Here is an 18,707-nt window from a genome sequence, read left to right as displayed (position 1 = left end):
GGGCCTGCAACTCCGCACGCTTCTCCGGCTCCGAGAAGAAAAGGTTCGTGGTTTCGCCGGGGTCCGTCGCCAGGTTGTAGAGCTGGCCGGTCGCCCCGCTGGCCTTCTCCGGCAGCTAGTACTTCTGAAGAAACTCCTCCCTGTCGTAGTCGTTGCCGCCAGACCCCGTGTGGTCTAGGTACTTCCAGTCGCCCTGGCGGAGCTGAAACTCTCCGTGAAAACTCTGCGTCAGCATGTAGGGCCGGATGGGGCTCGCGTCGTCCTGCTCGCCCAGCATGGCGGGCAGCATGTCGTAGCTATCGACCGCAACCTCATCGGGAAGCGCATGCCCGACCACCGACGCCACGGTGGCGACGATATCGGTCTGATTGACCAACTGTCGCGACACCTGCCCGGCCGGGATCCGGCCCGACCAGCGGGCGATCAGCGGGACGCGGTGCCCCCCCTCCCAGCCGTCGCGCTTCATGCCCCGCAGGCCCCCCGCGGCGTCGTGATGATGATCCTCCCGCATCCAATGGGTATGCATCGTTTCGGGGCCGTTGTCGGAGCTAAACAAGATCAGCGTGTTGTCGTCGATCCCGAGTCGATGGATCGCGTCGAGCAGCCGCCCGCTCAGCACGTCGAGCTCGTACACAAAGTCGCCGCGAGCGCCGGCATCGGTCTTGCCGTTGAACTCTGCCGCCGGCAGAACGGGAGCATGAGAAATCTGTGTGGAGAGCACCACGAAGAACGGCCGCTCGGGGGAGTTCTTTCGGTGCGACGCGATGAAGTCCAGCGTCTTGTCGAGGAACAACAAGTCCGCATCGACGAATCGGTAGCCGGGCGCCATCCAACCCTCGTCGTTGTCCCAACGCCACTTTCCGCCCGGGTTTGGCAGCGTGTCGCTGTGGTGCCTCTGGCTGGCTGGGGAAGAGACCATGCCGTTGTTGATGTAGACGTAGAGGGGGTCCGTGGTGGGGCAATTCGGCGTGATGAACGACTCGTCAAAGCCCCGCTTGTTCGGCCCGTCGACCAGGGGCGTGCTTTTGTCGTAGTCGATGAGCAGCGAGTTCTCGAAGCCCCCCCCAAGCTTTTTGCCGTGCTCGTCCAGCCAAGTTAGCCCCACGTGCCACTTGCCAAACACGCCGGTTCGGTACCCTTCGGCCCGCACAACGTCCGCGATCGTGACTTCACCCGGCTTGATGTAGCTGGGCCCTCCCGGCCCCTCAAACGCTTGAGTCCCGCGGCCGGTTCGGCAAACGAGCTGGCCCGAGTAGAGCCCGTAGCGCGAAGGGGAACAAATGGTTGAAGGGCTGTGGGCGTCCGTAAACCGGATGCCTTCTTTGGCCATCTGATCCAGCCGCGGGGTCGAGTAGGCCGCTTCGGGGTTGTAGCAGGACAGGTCTCCGTAACCGAGATCGTCGGCGTAGATGATGACGATATTGGGCAGGTCTTGCGCCGTCAGCGGCGCGGAGCACGCGAGGAAGATCGCAAGACCCAACAGCCGAACTGAAATGAGGATTCGGGGCATCGCGTCTATGTCGTCCTTTCAGGGCCTGTGGTGGGTCGCATCGCCGCGCACTGCCGAGGCGGCTTCTAGCGGGTGTTCTCTGCCAGCCGCCGGCTACCTCCGCCGCACCCACGCGGCCACGGCGATGCCGCCCACCAGCAGGAGCAACGAGTTGGGCTCGGGGACCGCCGAGAGTCCGACGCTTGCGGCGCTGCCCAAACGGTCGCGCCAGAAGGTGTAGTCAGCGGCGTCAACGACGCCGTCTGCGACTTCGTAACGTTCACGCTAGACACGCCGCTGGCCGTTAATTCTGACGACGACCTCGGCTTCATGTTCTTCACGACGGGTGGACAGTTCAGTCAACAGGAAGGCAACAACAACGGCGGTGGCCGCTTGCAGTTTCGCGATACCACCGACGGTACCGGGACTGTCATCGCTCCCGCCGGCACTCGTGACATGCGGTTTAGCGTCCTCGGCACGGCTGTCCCCGAACCGACGAGCATCGCTCTGCTCGGCCTCGCGGCCCTCGGCTTGGTTGGCTTGCGTCGTCGCTAAGCCCATTGCCAGAAGGCAAGAAACCCAAAGAAGGCCACCCCTCGCGGGGTGGCCTTTTTTCTTGGTCGACGCGCCCTTGCGGGAGTTTGAGCCGCGGTCCGACGCGACCTGGGCTAGACGGGCCTTCGATTAGGGGCGGCCGGCCAATAGAACGGCGCCGTAGAGGATATCGGCGAACCTGCGGTGCGTGGGCGCCACGCCTTCGCCGGTCTGGACCCTGGCGGAGCAAGGACGCCTCCCAAACGCTGCCAACCGCCGCGTTCTTCCGCTGGGCAGTGCCGCGATGGGCCGATCATTTGCCGTACTTCAGGGGCGTGCGAACCACTGGTGCTCGGGGTAGAATCGAGCCTTGGCCTCTCCTAGTCCGCACGGTTCGCGGTCACGAGACGGCTCTTTTCGTACGCGAACCTCCGGCCGTTCGCGAGACTACTAGCGCATTCGCAGCATCACCCACGAGGCCACGAAGACACCATGGCTTGCTCCCGATCGTTCTCCGCCCCGCGCCCTAGCGCCCGTCCCGCGATGCCCTTGACGCTACGGCGTCTGGCGACTTGCCTCCGATGCACGCCGCTCGTGGCCGCAGCAGCCGTTGTCGCGGCCATGCTCTCCGCCGGATGGGCGGCCGCGGCGCCGCCGAACATCGTGTTCATTTTCTCCGACGACCACGCCTTCCAAGCGGTCGGGGCCTACGGGTCGAATATCAACCAGACCCCCAACATCGATCGCATCGCCAACAGCGGCATGCGGTTCGACCGCTGCTACGTCACCAACTCGATCTGCGGCCCCAGCCGCGCCTGCATCCTTACCGGCAAGTACAGCCACAAGAACGGCTTCCGCACCAACAACGACCGGTTTGACGCCTCGCAGCCCACCTTCGCCAAGCAGATGCAGGGCGCTGGCTACCAGACCGCCATGATCGGCAAGTGGCACCTTGTGAGCGACCCGGTCGGCTTTGACCACTGGGACATCCTTCCCGGCCAGGGCCGCTACTACAGCCCGGAGTTCATCACCCCCGCCGGCCGGAACGTGGAGCAGGGCTACGTCACCGACGTGATCACCGACAAGGCGCTTGCTTGGCTGAAGAACGACCGCCAGTCGGACCGGCCCTTCGTATTGATGATGCAGCACAAGGCGCCCCACCGTTCGTGGGAGCCGGGGCCGGAGCACGTCGGGGACGGCAAGGGGAAGACCATCCCCGAGCCCGAGACCCTGTTCGACGACTATCAAAACCGCTCGGACGCCGCGCGGACCGCGACCATGCGGATCAGCCAGAATATGAACCCGGCGAGCGACCTGATGGTGTTCACCCCAGACAGCCCTCGCGGAAAGAAGTTCTTCAAGCTCACCCCCGAAGGGACACAGCAGGCTTGGAGCGACGCGTACAGCGAAGAGAACGCCGCGTACATGGCCGACCCTCCGGTCGGCGACGCCAAGACGCGTTGGAACTACCAACGCTACCTCAGGAACTACCTCGCCTGTGTCGCCCGGGTCGACGACAGCGTGGGCCGCGTGCTCGACTACCTCGACCAGTCGGGGCTGGCTGAGAACACGATCGTCATCTACTGCAGCGACCAGGGCTTCTACCTGGGCGAGCACGGCTGGTACGACAAGCGGTTCATGTACGAGCAGTCGCTGCGGACGCCGCTGCTGGTGCGTTGGCCCGGCGTGGTCGAACCGGGGAGCGTCTGCGAGCAGATCGCGTCGAACGTCGACCTGGCCGAGACGTTCCTCGACGCCGCCGGCCTGCCGATTCCGAAAGACATGCAGGGCCGCTCCCTGACGCCGCTCTTGCAGGGGGAGACCCCCGACGACTGGCGCAAGACCTTCTACTATCACTACTACGAAGGCCCCCCGGCGGTCCACACGGTCGAACAGCACTGTGGCGTGACCGACGGGCGGTACAAGCTGATCCACTTCTACACGATTGGTCAGTGGGAGCTGTTCGACCTGCAAGAAGATCCCAACGAGATACGCAGCGTGTACGACGACCCGGCCTACGCCGGCCATCAAGAACGCCTGAAGAAAGAGCTCAAGCGGCTGCAGACGGAGCTCGAGGTGCCGGCCATAGCCGCGGCGCCCTTGCGTTAGCCCGAATAGGGAAAACAATTGTGGGTCGCATCGTCCGCCGCTGGCGGCGATGCGTGCCGGCGAACGATTGTGAGATTTTGTCGGCGACCACGGTTTTTTGTCGGCGGCCACGGTTTTTCGTCCGAGTTTTGGCCGCGTGTAGCGGCGTATCGATGTCCTGAGGGAGCCAAGCCGCGCACGCGCCGCGGCCGGCCGACTCGGAAGCTCAGCCAATTTGTGCCCACTTCAATTCTTAGGGGGGCCGATCCCCAATCGGCCCGACTCCTCATGCCCACTCCCGCCGACCCAAAAACGGTCTACCTGCTCGCCAGCGGCGACCTCCGCCTCTCTGCCAACCGGCTCTGCTGGCCCGCGCAGGAGGCTCTAGAGAAACAGTTGACCGCGGCGGTTAAGTCTCTCGGTTATAAGCTGAAGCGCGCCCACGCGTTCTGCCCCGAGGCAGGCCACGGCTTCTTGGCGAGTCAGCGCCAGGGGCTCGACGCGTTCCGCGACATCCCCGCCGGCACGCCGCTGATCGTTGCCGAGGCCGTGTGGCAATACTCCCACCACGTGCTCCCCGGGCTCACCACCCACACGGGCCCCATCCTGACCGTGGCGAACTGGTCGGGCCAGTGGCCCGGGCTGGTGGGCATGCTCAACCTCAATGGCTCGCTCACCAAGGCGGGCGTCCCCTACAGCACCTTGTGGAACGAAGACTTTGGGTCCGAATGGTTCCGGACGCGGCTCCAGGGGTGGCTGGAGGGCCGCGCCGTGGAACACGACCTGAGCCACGTCGCCCCCTACAACGCGGCATCCGCCAGCCCCGACGCGGCGGCCCTCGGGGGAGAGCTGGCGACCACCCTGCAGCGCGACAAGGCGATCATGGGGGTCTTCGACGAAGGCTGCATGGGGATGTTCAACGCGATCATCCCCGACCACCTGCTCAACCGGGTCGGCATGTTCAAGGAGCGGCTCAGCCAGTCGGCGCTTTACTACGAGACCACCTGCGTCAGCGACGAAGAGGCCGACCGCGTGCTGCAGTGGTACGGCCAACACGGCTTCAAGTTCCACTACGGGCCCGACGAGGCGAGCGACCTGACCGAGCGTCAGGTCCGCCTGCAGTGCAAGATGTACGTGGCGGCCCTCCGCTTGGCGGACGACTTCGGCTGCGACCTCATCGGCATCCAGTACCAGCAGGGGCTCAAGGACCTGCTCCCCGCCTCGGACCTGGTCGAGGGGACGCTCAACAGCACCGAACGCCCCCCCGTCTTCAGCCGCGACGGCAAGCGCGAGCTGTACGCCGGGGCGCCGCTGCCGCACTTCAACGAGGTAGACGAGTGCGCAGGGCTGGACGGGCTGTTGATCAACCGGGTGCACGGCCGGCTGGGGCTGCCGATCGAGAACACGCTGCACGACCTGCGTTGGGGAGACGACGACAAGTCCGGCACGACCCAGGAGTACGTCTGGGTGTTTGAGATCTCTGGCTCCGCGCCCGCCGAGCACCACGTCGGGGGTTGGGCCGGGAGCGAAGGACTGCGGCAACCGGCGATGTACTTCCCGCTCGGGGGATCGACGCTGCGGGGGATCGCCAAGGCGGGCGAGATCGTCTGGTCGCGCATCTACGTGCGAGCCGGCGAACTCCACATGGACCTCGGCCGCGGCAAGGCGATCGACCTGCCGCGTGAAGAGACCGAGCGTCGCTGGAACGCCACCACGCCGCAGTGGCCGATCATGCACGCGGTGACCTACGGCGTGTCGCGGGACCAGATGATGGGGCGCCATCAAGCGAACCACATCCAGGTCGCCTACGGCGGCGACGCGGCGTCGGCGGACCACGCCCTCGCCGTGCGGGCCGCCATGGCCGACGCCCTGGGCCTGAAGGTCCACCTGTGCGGCACGGACAAGAGCGGCGCGGCCTTGGCGTAACGAGGTAGGGCAGGGCAGGGGGGGGCGGGCCCCCCTTGCCCTTCGCCGCGGCGCCTAAGCGGTCGTCCGCCTGCGACCCGTCAGCAGGGAGACGACGATCAGCGTCGCGAACCCCAGCGGCACGGTCACGATCGCCGGTTCGCTGAAGGGGGCCAGCGCGCTCTCGGCCGGCAGGCCGTAGACCTTGGAAAAGGTGTCGGCGCTCAGCAAGATCCACGCCAGCGAGCTGGTCATGCCGACGATCACCGCGGCGATAATCCCCTGCTTGGTCGTGCGGGGCCAGAATAGCAGCATCACCAGCGACGGCAGGTTGGCCGATGCGGCGACGCTAAACGCCCACCCCACCAGCCCGGTCACGTTGAGCTTCTGGAACAGGATCCCCAGCACGATGGCGATCGCCCCCACGATCACCGAGGCGATCTTGGCGATCCGCACCTGCTGACGGTCGCTGAGCGACACCCCCTTGATGCTGCCAATCAGGTCGTGCGCCACCGCGCCGGCCGACGCCAAGATCAGCCCGCTGACCGTCCCCAGCACGGTGGTGAACGCGATCGCAGAGATAATGGCGAACAGCGGCTCGTTCAGGCTGCGGGCCAGCAGCGGGGCGGCCATGTTGCTGTCGGTCACGTCGAGCGCGCCGCTGATCATGGCGCCCAGCCCCATGTAGAGCGTGAGCACGTAGAAGAACCCGATCGCGCCGATGCCCACAATGGTGCTCTTCCGCGCCGCCGCCTCGTCCTTGACCGTGTAGTAGCGGATGAGGATGTGGGGCAGCGAGGCGGTGCCGCAGAACAGCGCCAGCATCAGCGACAAGAAGTTGAGCTTGTCGTACCAGTTCTCGCTGCGGATCCCCTTGAACTTGGCGGACTCGCCGGGGCGCAGCACCTGGCTGCCGGGGGTGGGCTTAGGAGTGTAGGTGATGGTGGTCGAGCCGTCTTCGCTACGCGTGGTAGCGCTGCTCCACAGCACGATCTCGCTCTCTTGCAGGGTTCGTAGGAATGAGACGGGGCCCAGCGGGCCGGTGCTTGTCTGCCCGTCGGGCAGGCGAGCGATCGTGCCGACCGGGCGCAGCGTGGCCTCTCCCGGCCCCGTGCCCTTGGGCAGGCCGTTGATCAGCACGGCGCCGTCGGAGGTAGTGGTGATGGTCTGCGGCTCGGGCGTGCTCGTCTGCGCCTCGAACCCCCGTTGCAGGATCATCACCGTCAGCACGGTGCTGAACACGACCAACAGCGCCCCCTTGATAAACTGCACCCAGGTGGTGGAAACCATGCCGGCGGTAACGACGATGAAGATCACCACGACTCCAACGATCAACACCCCGGCCCAGTGCGGCAGCCCCAGCAGAGGCTGCACCAGCGCGCCGGCGCCAACCATCTGGGGGATCAGGTAGAACACGCTGACCGCCAGCGTGCTCACGCCCACCGCCCGCTTGATGCCCACCGAATGGAAGCGCGAGTTCAGCGCGTCGGCGAACGTAAACTTCCCGAGCCGCTTCATCGGCTCGGCCACCACGAACAGCGCGACGATCCACCCGGCCAGGTACCCGATGGAATAGAGGAACCCGTCGTACCCAGAAAAGGCGATCATTCCACAGATGCCGAGGAACGACGCCGCAGAGAGGTAGTCCCCCGCGAAGGCGAACCCGTTCACGAACCACGGGATCTGCCCGTGTGCCGCAAAATACCCGGCGGACGACTTGGCCCCCCGTCCCAGCAGGAAGCTGAGCCCGAGGGTAAAGCTCACCACCAGCAGGAAGATGGCGATCGCCAACCAGGAGGGGTCGTAGATCATTGCTGCTCCTGGGCCGTTTGCGACGGGGCGCCGCAGAACCCGTAGATCAGCGCCATTACAAAGGCGATGACGATCAAACCGAACCCGTACAGGATCGCTAGGTTAACGCCGGCCAATGGGGTCGCCTCCATCGTTTTGGGGCTGAACGCGTTGAGCAGCACGAAGCCGCCATAAAGCAGCGTGTAAAGCCAGAACAGCAGGCTGCCGAGCCGCGATAGTTTTGCGCGCATGAGTTGCGTTCCGGGATACTCAGGAGTAAAGGTGAGCGAGCGCCCCGGTCGCGGCGAACGCCCCGCGGCCGGGCGCCTGCGGTCAAGAAAAGTTGGCTAAGGGTGGCGACCGTCGTCGTACAGACTCCAACCACTACGGCCCGCAACAAGATCCACGATCCTGCGGAGCCTAGCGACGCGGCATCGGTCCGTCCAAGAGCGATTGCAACAACAAACCGCTGCGATTTGCAGAGGAACAGGATTCGCAAGACGCGGAACCCGCGACCGATACTGCTCGCCAAAATGTGCTGCAAACGATTTACTGTCAAGGGGTTGTAGCAATCCTGAGCACGAAGGCCGGTCGATCCGGCCGCGCGGTTCAGCCGGCATCAACGCCAGGGACGATCTCTCAGCACTGACCGGACACGGCGCCGCGATCGGCCCCTGAAGCGCGGCCGCTGCGGACTGCGACGTGGCGGAGCCGAATAGGGGCACGAGTTCGGCCGCGCCGCGCAGAAGGCGCCCGAAGCGGTCCACGGGAATGCACAGCCGAGCTTGCGCGTCGACCGCTGGCGGCCGCCCACGCGTGGCTTCTATCATGGGGGGCGCCATGAACGACCAACAACGCATGACCACCTTCCGCGAACAGCTCCAGCAGACGGACGGGCTGGACGAACGCCGCTTCGCGCGGCTCATGCAGGCGCTGGACCGGGACGGCAAGCCCGCGGGCTACGACGAGCGGGGGCGGTTGCGGGTGGCGATGTACGACGCCAAGTCGTACGACATTGCGTCGTTCGAACAGCAGAACCAGGGACGCCTGGCCATCCGCCCGATCGAGGCGTCGCTCGGCGAGAGCACGGTCGACGCCGCCGAGGGTTGCACGGTGGCGTGCTTGTTTGTGAACGACCGCTGCGACGCCGCGGTCGTCGCCGGCCTGGCCGCGCGGGGGGTAAAGTTGGTGGCCCTGCGCTGCGCCGGCTTCAACAACGTCGACCTTGCCGCCTGCGAGCAGCACGAGCTGGACGTGGTGCGCGTGCCCGCCTACTCGCCGTACGCCGTGGCCGAACACACCGTGGCGTTGATGCTGATGCTCAACCGCCACCTCCACCTGGCGTACCAGCGGAACCGTGCCGGCTATTTCGTGCTCGAGGGGCTCACCGGGTTCGACATGCGGGGCAAGACGGTCGGCGTGGTGGGGGGCGGCAAGATCGGTCGCTGCACGATCGACATCCTGCTGGGCCTGGGCTGCCGGGTGCTGGTATTCGATCCGCAGCCCTGCGAGGAGCTGGCCGCGCGCGACGGGGTTGCCTACTCCGAGCTGGACACGCTGCTGCGCGAGTCGGACATCATTACCCTCCACCTGCCGCTCTTCCCCGAGACGCACTACCTGATCGACGCGGCGGCTATCGCCCGCATGAAGCGAGGGGTGATGCTGATCAATACCAGCCGAGGGGGGCTGGTCGACACGCGGGCCCTGATCGATGGACTCAAATCGGGGCAGATCGGCTACGCCGGGCTAGACGTCTACGAAGAAGAAGCCGGTATCTTTTTCCACGACGTCTCTGGAAAGGTCCTCTCGGACGACGTGCTCGCGCGGCTGTTGACCTTCAACAACGTCGTGATCACGTCGCACCAGGCGTTCCTGACACGCGAGGCGTTATCGAATATCGCCGAGACGACGCTCGCCAACATCGCGGAGCACCAAGCCGGCCGACGCGGCGCCCAACTCACCAACGCGGTGCGAAGCCCCCGCTGAGGGGGACGCCCGTAGAGTGAAGGTCCGTCGCCACCCGGCAGCTCGCGGCATCCGCTTAACTCTTCCCGGTTCGGGCGGCTGCATGGCGACGTGCGTCCTGCCGTCGGTAGCTCTCGCCGGCGAATTCGAGGAACTAGCAGCGGTGGGTCAACGGGACCAGCGCCGAGACGGTCAGCCGCTAACTCCCCTGAACTCCGATCCGGTTTTTGAACGGCACGATGGCCGTGGCCACCAGGCCCTGCCGCTGCTCGGCGCCCGCCTTGCTCGCCGGGACTTAGCCCAGCTCGTCGAGCACCGGCACGTCCAGCCTCGCAAACTGGGAGCAGTGCCTCGGCAGGGACTTATCATCCCGCGCCTCGAGCAGCACCGTGATCAGTTCCGTGGCGCGGAAGAAGCGGACCTTGCGTCCGGCGCGTCGTCCACAACCTTCGCAGCCACTTTTCGGCTCCGACTATCGCGTAGGCCGCGGCGCCGGTCAGCAGAATGCGCCACCACGCGTCCCACCCGATGGGGGCGCTGTGGAGCATATGGTTCATTAGCGGCGAATAAGTGAACGCCAACTGAAACGCGACCATCCCTCCAACCCCAATCAGGATCCATCGATTGCTGAAGACTCCCAGTGCGAACATCGATTGTGTGAGTGACCGACAGTTGAATAGGTAGAACAGCTCGACGGTGACAAACACATTGACCGCCACGGTGCGTGCGGCCGCGTCGCCAAGCCCTTGCCCCAGCGCCCACCGGAAGGATCCGAAGGCCCCGGCCAACAAGATCAGGCCGACAATGCAGGTGCGGAGCACCAACGGCGCATCGAGCAGCGGCGCTCGCGGGTTACGAGGGGGTCGGAGCATCAGCCCCGGCTCCTTGGGCTCGAACGCCAGCATCAATCCCAACAACACCGCGGTGGTCATGTTGATCCACAGGATCTGTACCGGGAGCAGCGGGAGCGTGACCCCGGCAAGCACAGCAGCCAGGATAACGAGCCCTTCGCCCATATTGGTGGGTAGGGTCCAAACGATGAACTTGGACAGGTTGTCGAAAACGCCGCGGCCTTCTTCGACAGCGGCCTCGATGGTCGCGAAATTGTCATCGGTGAGGATCATGTCGGCGGACTCCTTAGCGACCTCGGTGCCGCCGTTCCCCATCGCGATTCCGATGTCCGCCTGCTTGAGCGCCGGCGCGTCGTTCACTCCGTCGCCCGTCATGGCGACCACCCGACCGTTGGCTTGCAGCGCCCGGACCAGCCGGAGCTTTTGCTCTGGCGTCGCGCGGGCGAAAACCGCCACGCGATCCGCGATGCCGATCAACGCATGATCGTCTATTGCCTCGAGGTCGCGGCTAGTCACCACGAGAGGCTCCCGCCCTCCGGCGGACGCGGCCCTGTCCAGGCCGAGCATCTTGGCGATGGCCAGGGCTGTCGCGGGGTGGTCGCCGGTGATCATCTTCACGTGGATCCCCGCGTCCTGGCACGCACGCACCGCGCGGACCGCCTCTTCCCGGGGCGGGTCGATCATGCCCTGCAGCCCCAGGAACGTGAGATTGGCGACGTCGGCGTCCGTAATCACATGCGTCGTGGGCGGCTTCTCGCACCGCGCAAAGGCGAGCACTCGCTGCCCCTGCGACGCCATCGACTCGAGTTGCCGGAGGACCGCGGCAGGTTCAAGCGGCACCGTCTTCCCGTCGGCGCCCAGAGCCGAACTACACCTAGAAAGCACCACCTCCGCGGCGCCCTTGAGGCACAACAACCTGGGCAGGTGGTCGCGGCCGCCGTGGAGCGTCGCCATGTACTGGTGCTGTGACTCAAAGGGGATCATGTCCAGTACAGGATGCTGCTCGTGCGTCTGCTTCGCGTCCATCCCGGCCTTCGAGGCGGAAGCCAGCAAAGCCCCCTCGGTCGGATCGCCCACCACATCCCAGCGACCACCGTCGCGGACAAGCGTTGAGTCATTGCAGAGCAATCCGGCCCGGAGGCAGTCCGACGCCGCGGTGTTCTTAATGACACTCCGCCCTTCACCCACAGAGCCGATGGCTCCTTCTGGGGAGTAGCCACTTCCCGTGACCTGGAACCGTTGCCCTCCGGCCTCGATCTCGCGCACCGTCATCTGGTTGACGGTCAAGGTGCCCGTCTTATCCGAGCAGATCGTGGTAGTGCCGCCAAGGGTTTCTACGGCCGGGAGCTTGCGGACAATGGCGCGTCGACGCGCCATCCGATTCACGCCGATAGCCAGCGTGATGGTCACAGCGGCTGGCAGCCCTTCCGGTATCGCCCCAACGGCCAGCGCTACGGCCGCCATGAACATGTCGAAGGCCGACTCTCCCCGAAGCACTCCGACGGAGAAGGTAATCGCGGCTAAGCCAAGGATCACGATGAGCAGCACCCGACTGAAGCGAGTCATCTTGCGGGTGAGCGGGGTCTCAATCGAATCGGCGGTGGAGACCATCTCACTGATGCGACCAACCTCGGTCTTGCCTCCGGTGGCGTACACCACCCCACGGCCCTGCCCGTAAGTGACGAGGGTCGAAGAGAACGCAAGATTCCGCAGTTCGGCCAGGGGAGCCTCAGCGGGCATGGGCTCCGGCGCCTTGTTCACAGGAACCGATTCACCCGTGAGCGTAGATTCATCGATCTGCAGGTCTCGAGATCGAAACAGGCGGATATCGGCCGGCACCTTGTCCCCCGACTGCAGAACGACGACATCGCCGGGGACCAATTCGACGGACGGGATCCTGGACATTTCGCCACTGCGAAGCACACGCGTCTCGGTGACGGTCATTCTCGCCAGCGCCTCAAGGGCCTTGGCGGCCCTGGACTCCTGGAGGAAGCCAATCGTCGCGTTGACGAGCACGACGGAAAGGATGACGCCCGAGTCGACCCACTCGTGCAAAGCGGCCGTGATGCCGGCCGCAACAAGCAGGATGTAGATAAGGGGCTGATGGAACTGAACTAGGAACGTGAACAACGCTCCGTGCCCGCCCTTGACCTCGATGGCGTTCGGCCCAAAGGACTGTTGGCGCGCCTGAATCGCGAACAGGTCGAGCCCCTTTTCGAGGTTAGTGTCGAGCAGCGCGGCTACTTCTTCGGCTGGAAGCTGGTGGAGGCGTCTCTCCGCTAAGAGTTCCACGACAATCGCCTGCGGTTGGCCGCCCGCCGCGAGAACGGTAGGGTGGGACGGGTTGCGACAAAGAGAGTTAAGGTTCCACCGAGAGCGGGCAGACAAACTCGTTCGGTTTGACGGCGAGCACGGAGCATGGGATCTGCGGGAGCAGCCGCTCCGCCGTGTTACCCGTGAGCACCCCCGCTACCCCGCCTCGGGCGATCGTGCCCATGATCAGCAGGTCGGCGCAGCTCGTCTCGATCTGCTTCAAGATAGCGGCGTCGGCGTCGTCTACTTCAACCAACTTCATCGGCAGCTTCTTGAGGCGAACGGCGCCGCACTTGGCGAACTGGGCGGCAAACTTCTCCGTGGACTCGGCCCGTGCTTGCATCCGGATGTTGAACGAATCCCACTTGGGCCGGCCTAAGCCCAATTCCAACACATGCAGCACGTACAATTGTGCGTTGTGCAGGACCGCCAGCGAAATCCCAAGCTCTACGGCCAGGTCGCCGACTTCCGAGAAGTCGTCGGCCACGAGGATTGACTTCAACGGACCCGCCGGAGAAGGCTTGGTGACCCATACCGGGCAAGGGCACTTCCGCAGCAGCTTCATTCCGGTGCTGCCAAACAACGCGCTGGAAACGGCGCCCCGCTTGCGTGTCCCGACGACGATGATGTCATGACGGTTCTTCATCACAACTCGGATTAGCTCGACCCAACACTTTCCAAACGCCATCGAGTAGCCGGCGTCCACGCCCTGCTTTCTCGCCTCACTCGTGATCGTGGCGAGGTGGTCTTCCGTATGGGCGATCAGCTCAGCGTCAACGCCGACGTGCTCAATGGCCATGAGGCGTGCGTAGTCTGAAATCTCCAGGGCGTTGATGAAGTGCAGCTTGGCGTGGTTCCTTCCGGCGAGCCAAACGCCCGTGTCAATAGCGCAAGATGTTGAAGGCGTGAGCCGGTCTGCCACCAGATGCTCACGATCTGAAACATCCACGCCAACGAGAATGTTCTGGAAGCGGTCCATCTTTCCCTCCTACTGCTCCCCAAGTTGAACGCGGCGCTCCAGGCGCGCGCCCACCGGGGATATCAAGGCACAGAAGGCAGGTACACACGCGACATGTGAGATTCTGTGTAAGTCGAGTCGAAGGTTCTTCGCCTAGAGCTGAACAGGCGAAGTAAAGCTGTCCGGCTTAACCGCCAACACGGAACAGGGGACCTGCGGGAGCAGCCGCTCTGCGGTGTTTCCGATAAAGATCCCAGCGATTCCAGACCGCGCGATCGTGCCCATCACGAGGAGCTCGATGCGATGCCGCTCAACGAGAGTCATTACCGCCGCTGACGGCTCACAATCCACGACGTGCAACTGCGGCGGCTGGACGAACTCGTAGTGCGCCAAGCAATCTTCTAGATGACGGGTCGCTCGGGTGCGACGTTCTGCCGCAGCGTTTTCCAGGACGCGACCGGACAGGACCGTCTCAAGTTCACGTACATCCAACCCGTGCAACACGTGCAACCGAGCCCCATGCAACTGGGCCATCGAACAGCCGAGCTCCATGGCTCGATCACCAACACCGGTGAGGTCGTGAGCAACCAAGATCGATTTGATGTCCCGAGCCGGCTGTGGCTGGGTGATCCACACCGGGCAGGGGCACTTACGCAGCAACTTGATGCCCGTACTGCCGATCAGCCGCCCGCTCATCGCACCAAGATGCCGTGTCCCCGCAACGACGAGATCGTGATTGTTTCGCAGCACCTCGCGGATAATCTCTAGCCAGCTTTTTCCGAACCGGACCTCCATGGTTGCGGCTAATCCCATGGATCCTGCCCGTTCTACCGCTCTTTGAAGCGTCTCACGAGCCGCTCCGAGAACGGGGTCCACGCCCTGGTCTGAATCCTCAATCAGTCGCTGAACCGCGGGAGAGACGTCCAGTGACGAGAAAAAATGGAGGCGCCCGGCGTTGAGCTTGGCAAGCCAGAGGGCTCGTTCGATTGCCTCCTCGGTCGGAAGCGGGAGCACGTCCGACACCAAGCGATCTGCCTGAGATAAATCAACCGCTACGAGAATGTTCTGGAATCGACGCATGGTTCTACCCTCGTGGACATCAACTGAATTGTTTCAGAGAAGGCATGCAGGGCAAGTCGCTGGTGGTGGTCGGACGCCTGAGCTTGTTTGACTCCTTGCGTGACGAGGGCCGGGAAGTCTTGCTCTGTAGAGAACCTGCGCACGGTCACACGATCTGGAGGTGACGGATGAACCCCTTGAGCCTTAAGAATCGGCACGGTCTTCCCTAGTCCTTAATCAAGCGAACGCCGGCCGGTTTTCAGCGTCTGGCGTGGCGATTTTCTCAGCGCAGCGGCAACGTGGTCCAGCTTGACTGGCGATGGGGCGGGGCGGGTTGGTGTTGGCATGGGCGAGGGCGTTTGGGGTTGGGCGTGGCGGCGGCGCCCGTGCATCCAGACACGGGCTTCGTGTGCCGGCGTCGTCAACACCGCAGCGGGCGGCGGGTGTTGTTGTGGATCAGCAGCAGCGCGTCGACCGAAGGCCGGTAGCTGAGCAGCCGATACACGAGCGACCGGCCGCGGCGGATGACCTGCGCCGGGACCATGAGGACCCGATCGCGAAACGTCGTGAAGTCCATGTGGATCAGCCCGGACTTGACGGCCGCCTGCTCCGCCTTCTGCTCCGGCCTGCCGCTCGGCTTGATCATCAAGCCCGCCCACACCTTCAGGTTCCACGCCAGCGACGCGATCACCATGTACGCCCAGTTGCTCACCAGGTCGTTCAGCGGCGCGCGCAACGCGCACTGCTTGAGCTGGGCGATGTTGTTCTCTTGGTTGCAACGCGCGTTCGCGTCGATGACCACCTGCCGTGTCGGCTTCGTGCTCTTCGCAACGTTGGTGATGTAGAAGAAGTAGACCGGCTCTTCGGTGTCGAACAACCGCTCCTGGCCGCGCGTCAAATGGACTTCCTTCTGCAACACGACCACCCGGTAAGCGCGGCCGCACTTGCCGGGCTGGTAGTCGAACTCGGCGATCCGCTCTCCGGCGAGCTTCTTGTTCCGGTAGCCGTTCTCCACAACGACCTGCTGCTTGAACCGGCCGCGTTTGGCCCGAGAACTCGCCGAGGGCTGCTTGGAAGCCCGACGACGCGTCAGCCGTTTCCAAGCCGATTCGGGGAGTTTTTCGGCGATTTTCACCAGGTTGGGCATCGCATCGACCCCGAACACGAACTCCACCCCGTCGCCGTCCCAGCGATCGAAGCTCTCGGTCAACGCGAAGTCCGTGTCGCCGCGTAAGACCACCTTGCGGAACCCCGCGTCGCGGCAACGCTCCACGGCCAGGTCGAAGTAGAACGCCGCGTGTTCGTGGCTGGGGCGGTTGCCGCTGCGGTTGGCGATAAACAGCGGCTCGCGGGTGTTGGCCAGGGTGACGACCAAGGGGTGGTACCCCCACTGGCCCTTGTAGTTGATGCCGATCCCCTGCTTCTTCTCGGCCGAGGTCTCTACCTGCGTCCCATCGGCCTCGATCATGGCGCAGTCGAAGAACTCGGCGGGCTGCTGCTTCCAGGCTTTTTCTCGGATACGGTTGTAGGCGGCCATCAGATAATGAACGTCTACCGTATCGAACCGGCGGCAGAAGTCACCGGCGGTCGTCGGGTCGGGGACACGCTCGGCGTCAACCGCGTTCAAGTAGGCCTCATCGCACCGCCGGTCTTCGAGGTGGTCCAGGCAGTCGCCACCCGCGAGCAGGTTCAGCGCGATGTTCAACACGTGATCGGCTTCGTCGTAGGGCAGGTGCACCTTCAGCAGCCGGATCGATCGGTTGATCTCGCCCCGCAAGCCGAGCTGCTTCGCCAGTTGCAGCATGGCTCCAATCCCCCCCGCGGCGATCGCTTGCTGCTTGCCGGCGAGCTCGTACCCAATCTTCGGCGGCGTGATCATCGGCGACGCCCCCGACCACTGGGCGGGGTCGATCCGGTGGAGCATTTTTCGCTTGCGGGCCCGAGCCTGGCGGCGTAACTTGGCGTTCACTCGAAACCCTCCTTGGCGCGCGTAAGTTGAAGTTCTGATAACCTCCAATCTACGCGATAATCGCCGAGGGTTTCGAGCTTTTCTAGATGGCTTCAGACGCGGGGTTCGCTTGATTAAGGCCTAGTGGCGAGCGTCGACCACGTCTCTGCTGCACCGTCGGAGCATCGAGTCGACCGTGTCGATTTGCCAACGCTCGGCATACCGACTTTGACCCAGATGGCGGGTGAGTGGCATTCGAGAAGGGGTCGAATCTGAGACAATCGTAGCCCTGATCCCATTCGTAGGACCCGAATGGACGTAGCCACTCCCGGCTGAAACTATCGAGGTCCGGCTGCATCGAGCGCGAAGGGCTTGAAGCCGATGCGGCTCGCTGGGCTGTCGGCCGGCAGACGAAAATCTCCGTGGTCCGGGCCCCGGAAGCCGGGGTCGGCGACGACCGAATGCTGGTCGTATCCCAACGTCTGCCACTGCTCCCAACTCAAGACTGGCTCAGCCGGCTCGTAGAGACGGCTGGGAAAGCGATCCTGGGCCCCGATGACCTTCCCGGCGGTAGACCAGACTAGATTCCGATCCGCCTTGAACGCCCCGCGGGTACTCACCGAAAACTCGTAGCCGCCCGCGTAGATCGGCGTTCCGTCGCTAAGCAAGATGTTGTTGGTCAGCAAGAAGCCGGTGTGCGATTGGGCGCGGGCAAGCATCACTACGCTGGTGTCGCCCAGCGCGAAGATGTTATTGCGCACGACGTTGCCTTTGCCGTAGTGCTGGTTGAAGCAACTGTGCCGACAGCGGTAGACCAGGTTGTTTTCGATCAAGATGTTGCGCGTGCCCTCGTCGCAATAAATGGCCCAGCCGCCGTACTTGCCCGCCCAGATGTCGTGGAACACGTTGTTCCGGATGACCGTTCCGGTCTGGTCCCCAAGCGTGTAGATGCCGCCGAGATCGCTCAGCACAGGGCCGTCGCCGTCGCGGCGCCGCCCGATGTGGTGGACGTGATTGTGCTCGAAGCAATTTCCGGTGGCCAGGGCACGGCCGTACCCCCATGTCCATCCGCTGGAGATGGCCGAGTAGTAGAAGTCGAAGATCTCGTTGTGATGTACGTGGTTGTCAGGGCTCTGGCCGATCCAAATGCCTACTGCGCAGTGAAAGTACCTTCCGCCATCGTAGATACGGCAGTCAGCAATCTCGTTGTCGCTGCACGCATCGTTCGGATCCTCCAGGACGGGTGGGAAATCGACGCGATCGACGTTCTCCTTGTCCGACGGCGGGCGGATCTTGGGGCCGATCAAGAAGCCTCCCGCGCCCAGGTCGTGTATCTCGCACCGCAACACTCGATTCCCAGAGCAACCCGGTCCGATCTCGACGCCGTAGTTGCCGATGGCGGCGATCTCACAGTTGTCGAAGACACAACGCTTGGCGCCCAACAGACGCACGGCCCCGTCCATGTGTATGTCGGCCTGGCTATAACCGGAGAGCTCCGACGACCTTGGCAGTACCCAAGTGGTGTGGCTGAAGGTCAATCCCCGGAAGTGGATCTGCTGGACCCACTGGCCTTCGGCGGCATCGCCTTCCACGTGCAGAACGCTTGCCAACGCAGGGATCACCGCTACGACTTCGGACTCGTCCGCCAGTGGGAGGTAGTAGAGCTTGTCGGTCTCGCGATCGAGATGCCACTCACCCGGACGATCGAGCATGCCGCGACCCCCCTCCAGATAGAACTCGTCGTCGGCCTCCACTTCCCGCCCGCTCTTCTTCGTGCAGATCATAGTGCGGCTATCCCGCGCTATC

The 18,707-nt window shown here is 64.2% G+C and carries 13 protein-coding genes; 4 read left to right on the top strand and 9 right to left on the bottom strand.

From position 1 onward, the window contains the following. Nucleotides 1–115 precede the first annotated feature (115 nt). Nucleotides 116–1,510, bottom strand: a complete 1,395-nt coding sequence (locus Pla175_RS11870) for a sulfatase family protein (RefSeq protein ID WP_231954363.1) — start codon at nucleotides 1,508–1,510, stop codon at nucleotides 116–118. A gap of 309 nt (nucleotides 1,511–1,819) precedes the next feature. Here Pla175_RS11870 and Pla175_RS11860 point away from each other — a divergent pair, with 309 nt between their 5' ends. From Pla175_RS11860 to Pla175_RS11850, 3 genes are all read left to right on the top strand, one after another. Next, nucleotides 1,820–2,044, top strand: a complete 225-nt coding sequence (locus tag Pla175_RS11860) for a PEP-CTERM sorting domain-containing protein (protein ID WP_145284708.1) — start codon at nucleotides 1,820–1,822, stop codon at nucleotides 2,042–2,044. Between the two features lie 573 nt (nucleotides 2,045–2,617). Then, nucleotides 2,618–4,132 (top strand): sulfatase family protein, encoded by a 1,515-nt coding sequence (locus Pla175_RS11855; RefSeq protein WP_231954360.1) that lies wholly within the window; start codon nucleotides 2,618–2,620, stop codon nucleotides 4,130–4,132. Between the two features lie 267 nt (nucleotides 4,133–4,399). Next, a complete protein-coding gene (locus tag Pla175_RS11850) occupies nucleotides 4,400–6,037 on the top strand; it encodes a fucose isomerase (RefSeq protein WP_145284705.1) in 1,638 nt (545 codons plus the stop codon). 54 nt (nucleotides 6,038–6,091) lie between these two features. On the opposite strand, the gene Pla175_RS11845 is transcribed toward Pla175_RS11850, so the two are convergent. Both Pla175_RS11845 and Pla175_RS11840 read right to left on the bottom strand, forming a co-directional pair. Beyond that, the gene (locus Pla175_RS11845) at nucleotides 6,092–7,828 is read right to left on the bottom strand and encodes a solute symporter family protein (RefSeq protein ID WP_145284701.1); all 1,737 of its coding nucleotides are present in this window, start codon (nucleotides 7,826–7,828) and stop codon (nucleotides 6,092–6,094) included. After that, on the bottom strand, nucleotides 7,825–8,058 hold the full coding sequence (locus Pla175_RS11840; RefSeq protein ID WP_145284698.1) for a DUF485 domain-containing protein: 234 nt from the start codon (nucleotides 8,056–8,058) through the stop codon (nucleotides 7,825–7,827). Before Pla175_RS11840 ends, Pla175_RS11845 begins: the two co-directional genes overlap by 4 nt. 589 nt (nucleotides 8,059–8,647) lie before the next feature. Here Pla175_RS11840 and Pla175_RS11835 point away from each other — a divergent pair. Beyond that, a complete protein-coding gene (locus tag Pla175_RS11835) occupies nucleotides 8,648–9,793 on the top strand; it encodes a 2-hydroxyacid dehydrogenase (protein ID WP_145284695.1) in 1,146 nt (381 codons plus the stop codon). A 274-nt stretch (nucleotides 9,794–10,067) separates the two neighbouring features. On the opposite strand, the gene Pla175_RS27085 is transcribed toward Pla175_RS11835, so the two are convergent. The 6 genes from Pla175_RS27085 to Pla175_RS11805 form a co-directional block, all read right to left on the bottom strand. Beyond that, nucleotides 10,068–10,169 carry a hypothetical protein gene (locus tag Pla175_RS27085; protein ID WP_145292067.1) on the bottom strand — a complete coding sequence of 34 codons (102 nt, stop codon included), beginning with the start codon at nucleotides 10,167–10,169 and terminating at the stop codon, nucleotides 10,068–10,070. Continuing rightward, nucleotides 10,138–12,915 (bottom strand): cation-transporting P-type ATPase, encoded by a 2,778-nt coding sequence (locus Pla175_RS11825; protein ID WP_145284692.1) that lies wholly within the window; start codon nucleotides 12,913–12,915, stop codon nucleotides 10,138–10,140. Before Pla175_RS11825 ends, Pla175_RS27085 begins: the two co-directional genes overlap by 32 nt. A 67-nt stretch (nucleotides 12,916–12,982) precedes the next feature. Further along, nucleotides 12,983–13,915 (bottom strand): universal stress protein, encoded by a 933-nt coding sequence (locus tag Pla175_RS11820; RefSeq protein ID WP_145284689.1) that lies wholly within the window; start codon nucleotides 13,913–13,915, stop codon nucleotides 12,983–12,985. A gap of 132 nt (nucleotides 13,916–14,047) precedes the next feature. After that, nucleotides 14,048–14,974 carry a universal stress protein gene (locus Pla175_RS11815; RefSeq protein WP_145284686.1) on the bottom strand — a complete coding sequence of 309 codons (927 nt, stop codon included), beginning with the start codon at nucleotides 14,972–14,974 and terminating at the stop codon, nucleotides 14,048–14,050. A gap of 400 nt (nucleotides 14,975–15,374) precedes the next feature. After that, nucleotides 15,375–16,922: an IS1380 family transposase gene (locus Pla175_RS11810; protein WP_145284683.1), complete on the bottom strand. Its 1,548-nt coding sequence runs from the start codon at nucleotides 16,920–16,922 to the stop codon at nucleotides 15,375–15,377. Between the two features lie 317 nt (nucleotides 16,923–17,239). After that, nucleotides 17,240–18,685, bottom strand: a complete 1,446-nt coding sequence (locus Pla175_RS11805) for a right-handed parallel beta-helix repeat-containing protein (RefSeq protein ID WP_145284680.1) — start codon at nucleotides 18,683–18,685, stop codon at nucleotides 17,240–17,242. Nucleotides 18,686–18,707 lie beyond the last annotated feature (22 nt).

This window comes from Pirellulimonas nuda, assembly GCF_007750855.1.
In the GTDB taxonomy this organism is placed as follows: Bacteria; Planctomycetota; Planctomycetia; order Pirellulales; family Lacipirellulaceae; genus Pirellulimonas; species Pirellulimonas nuda.
The sequence above is the reverse complement of the archived record's forward strand: the minus strand, read 5'-3'. Positions and strand labels throughout refer to the sequence as shown.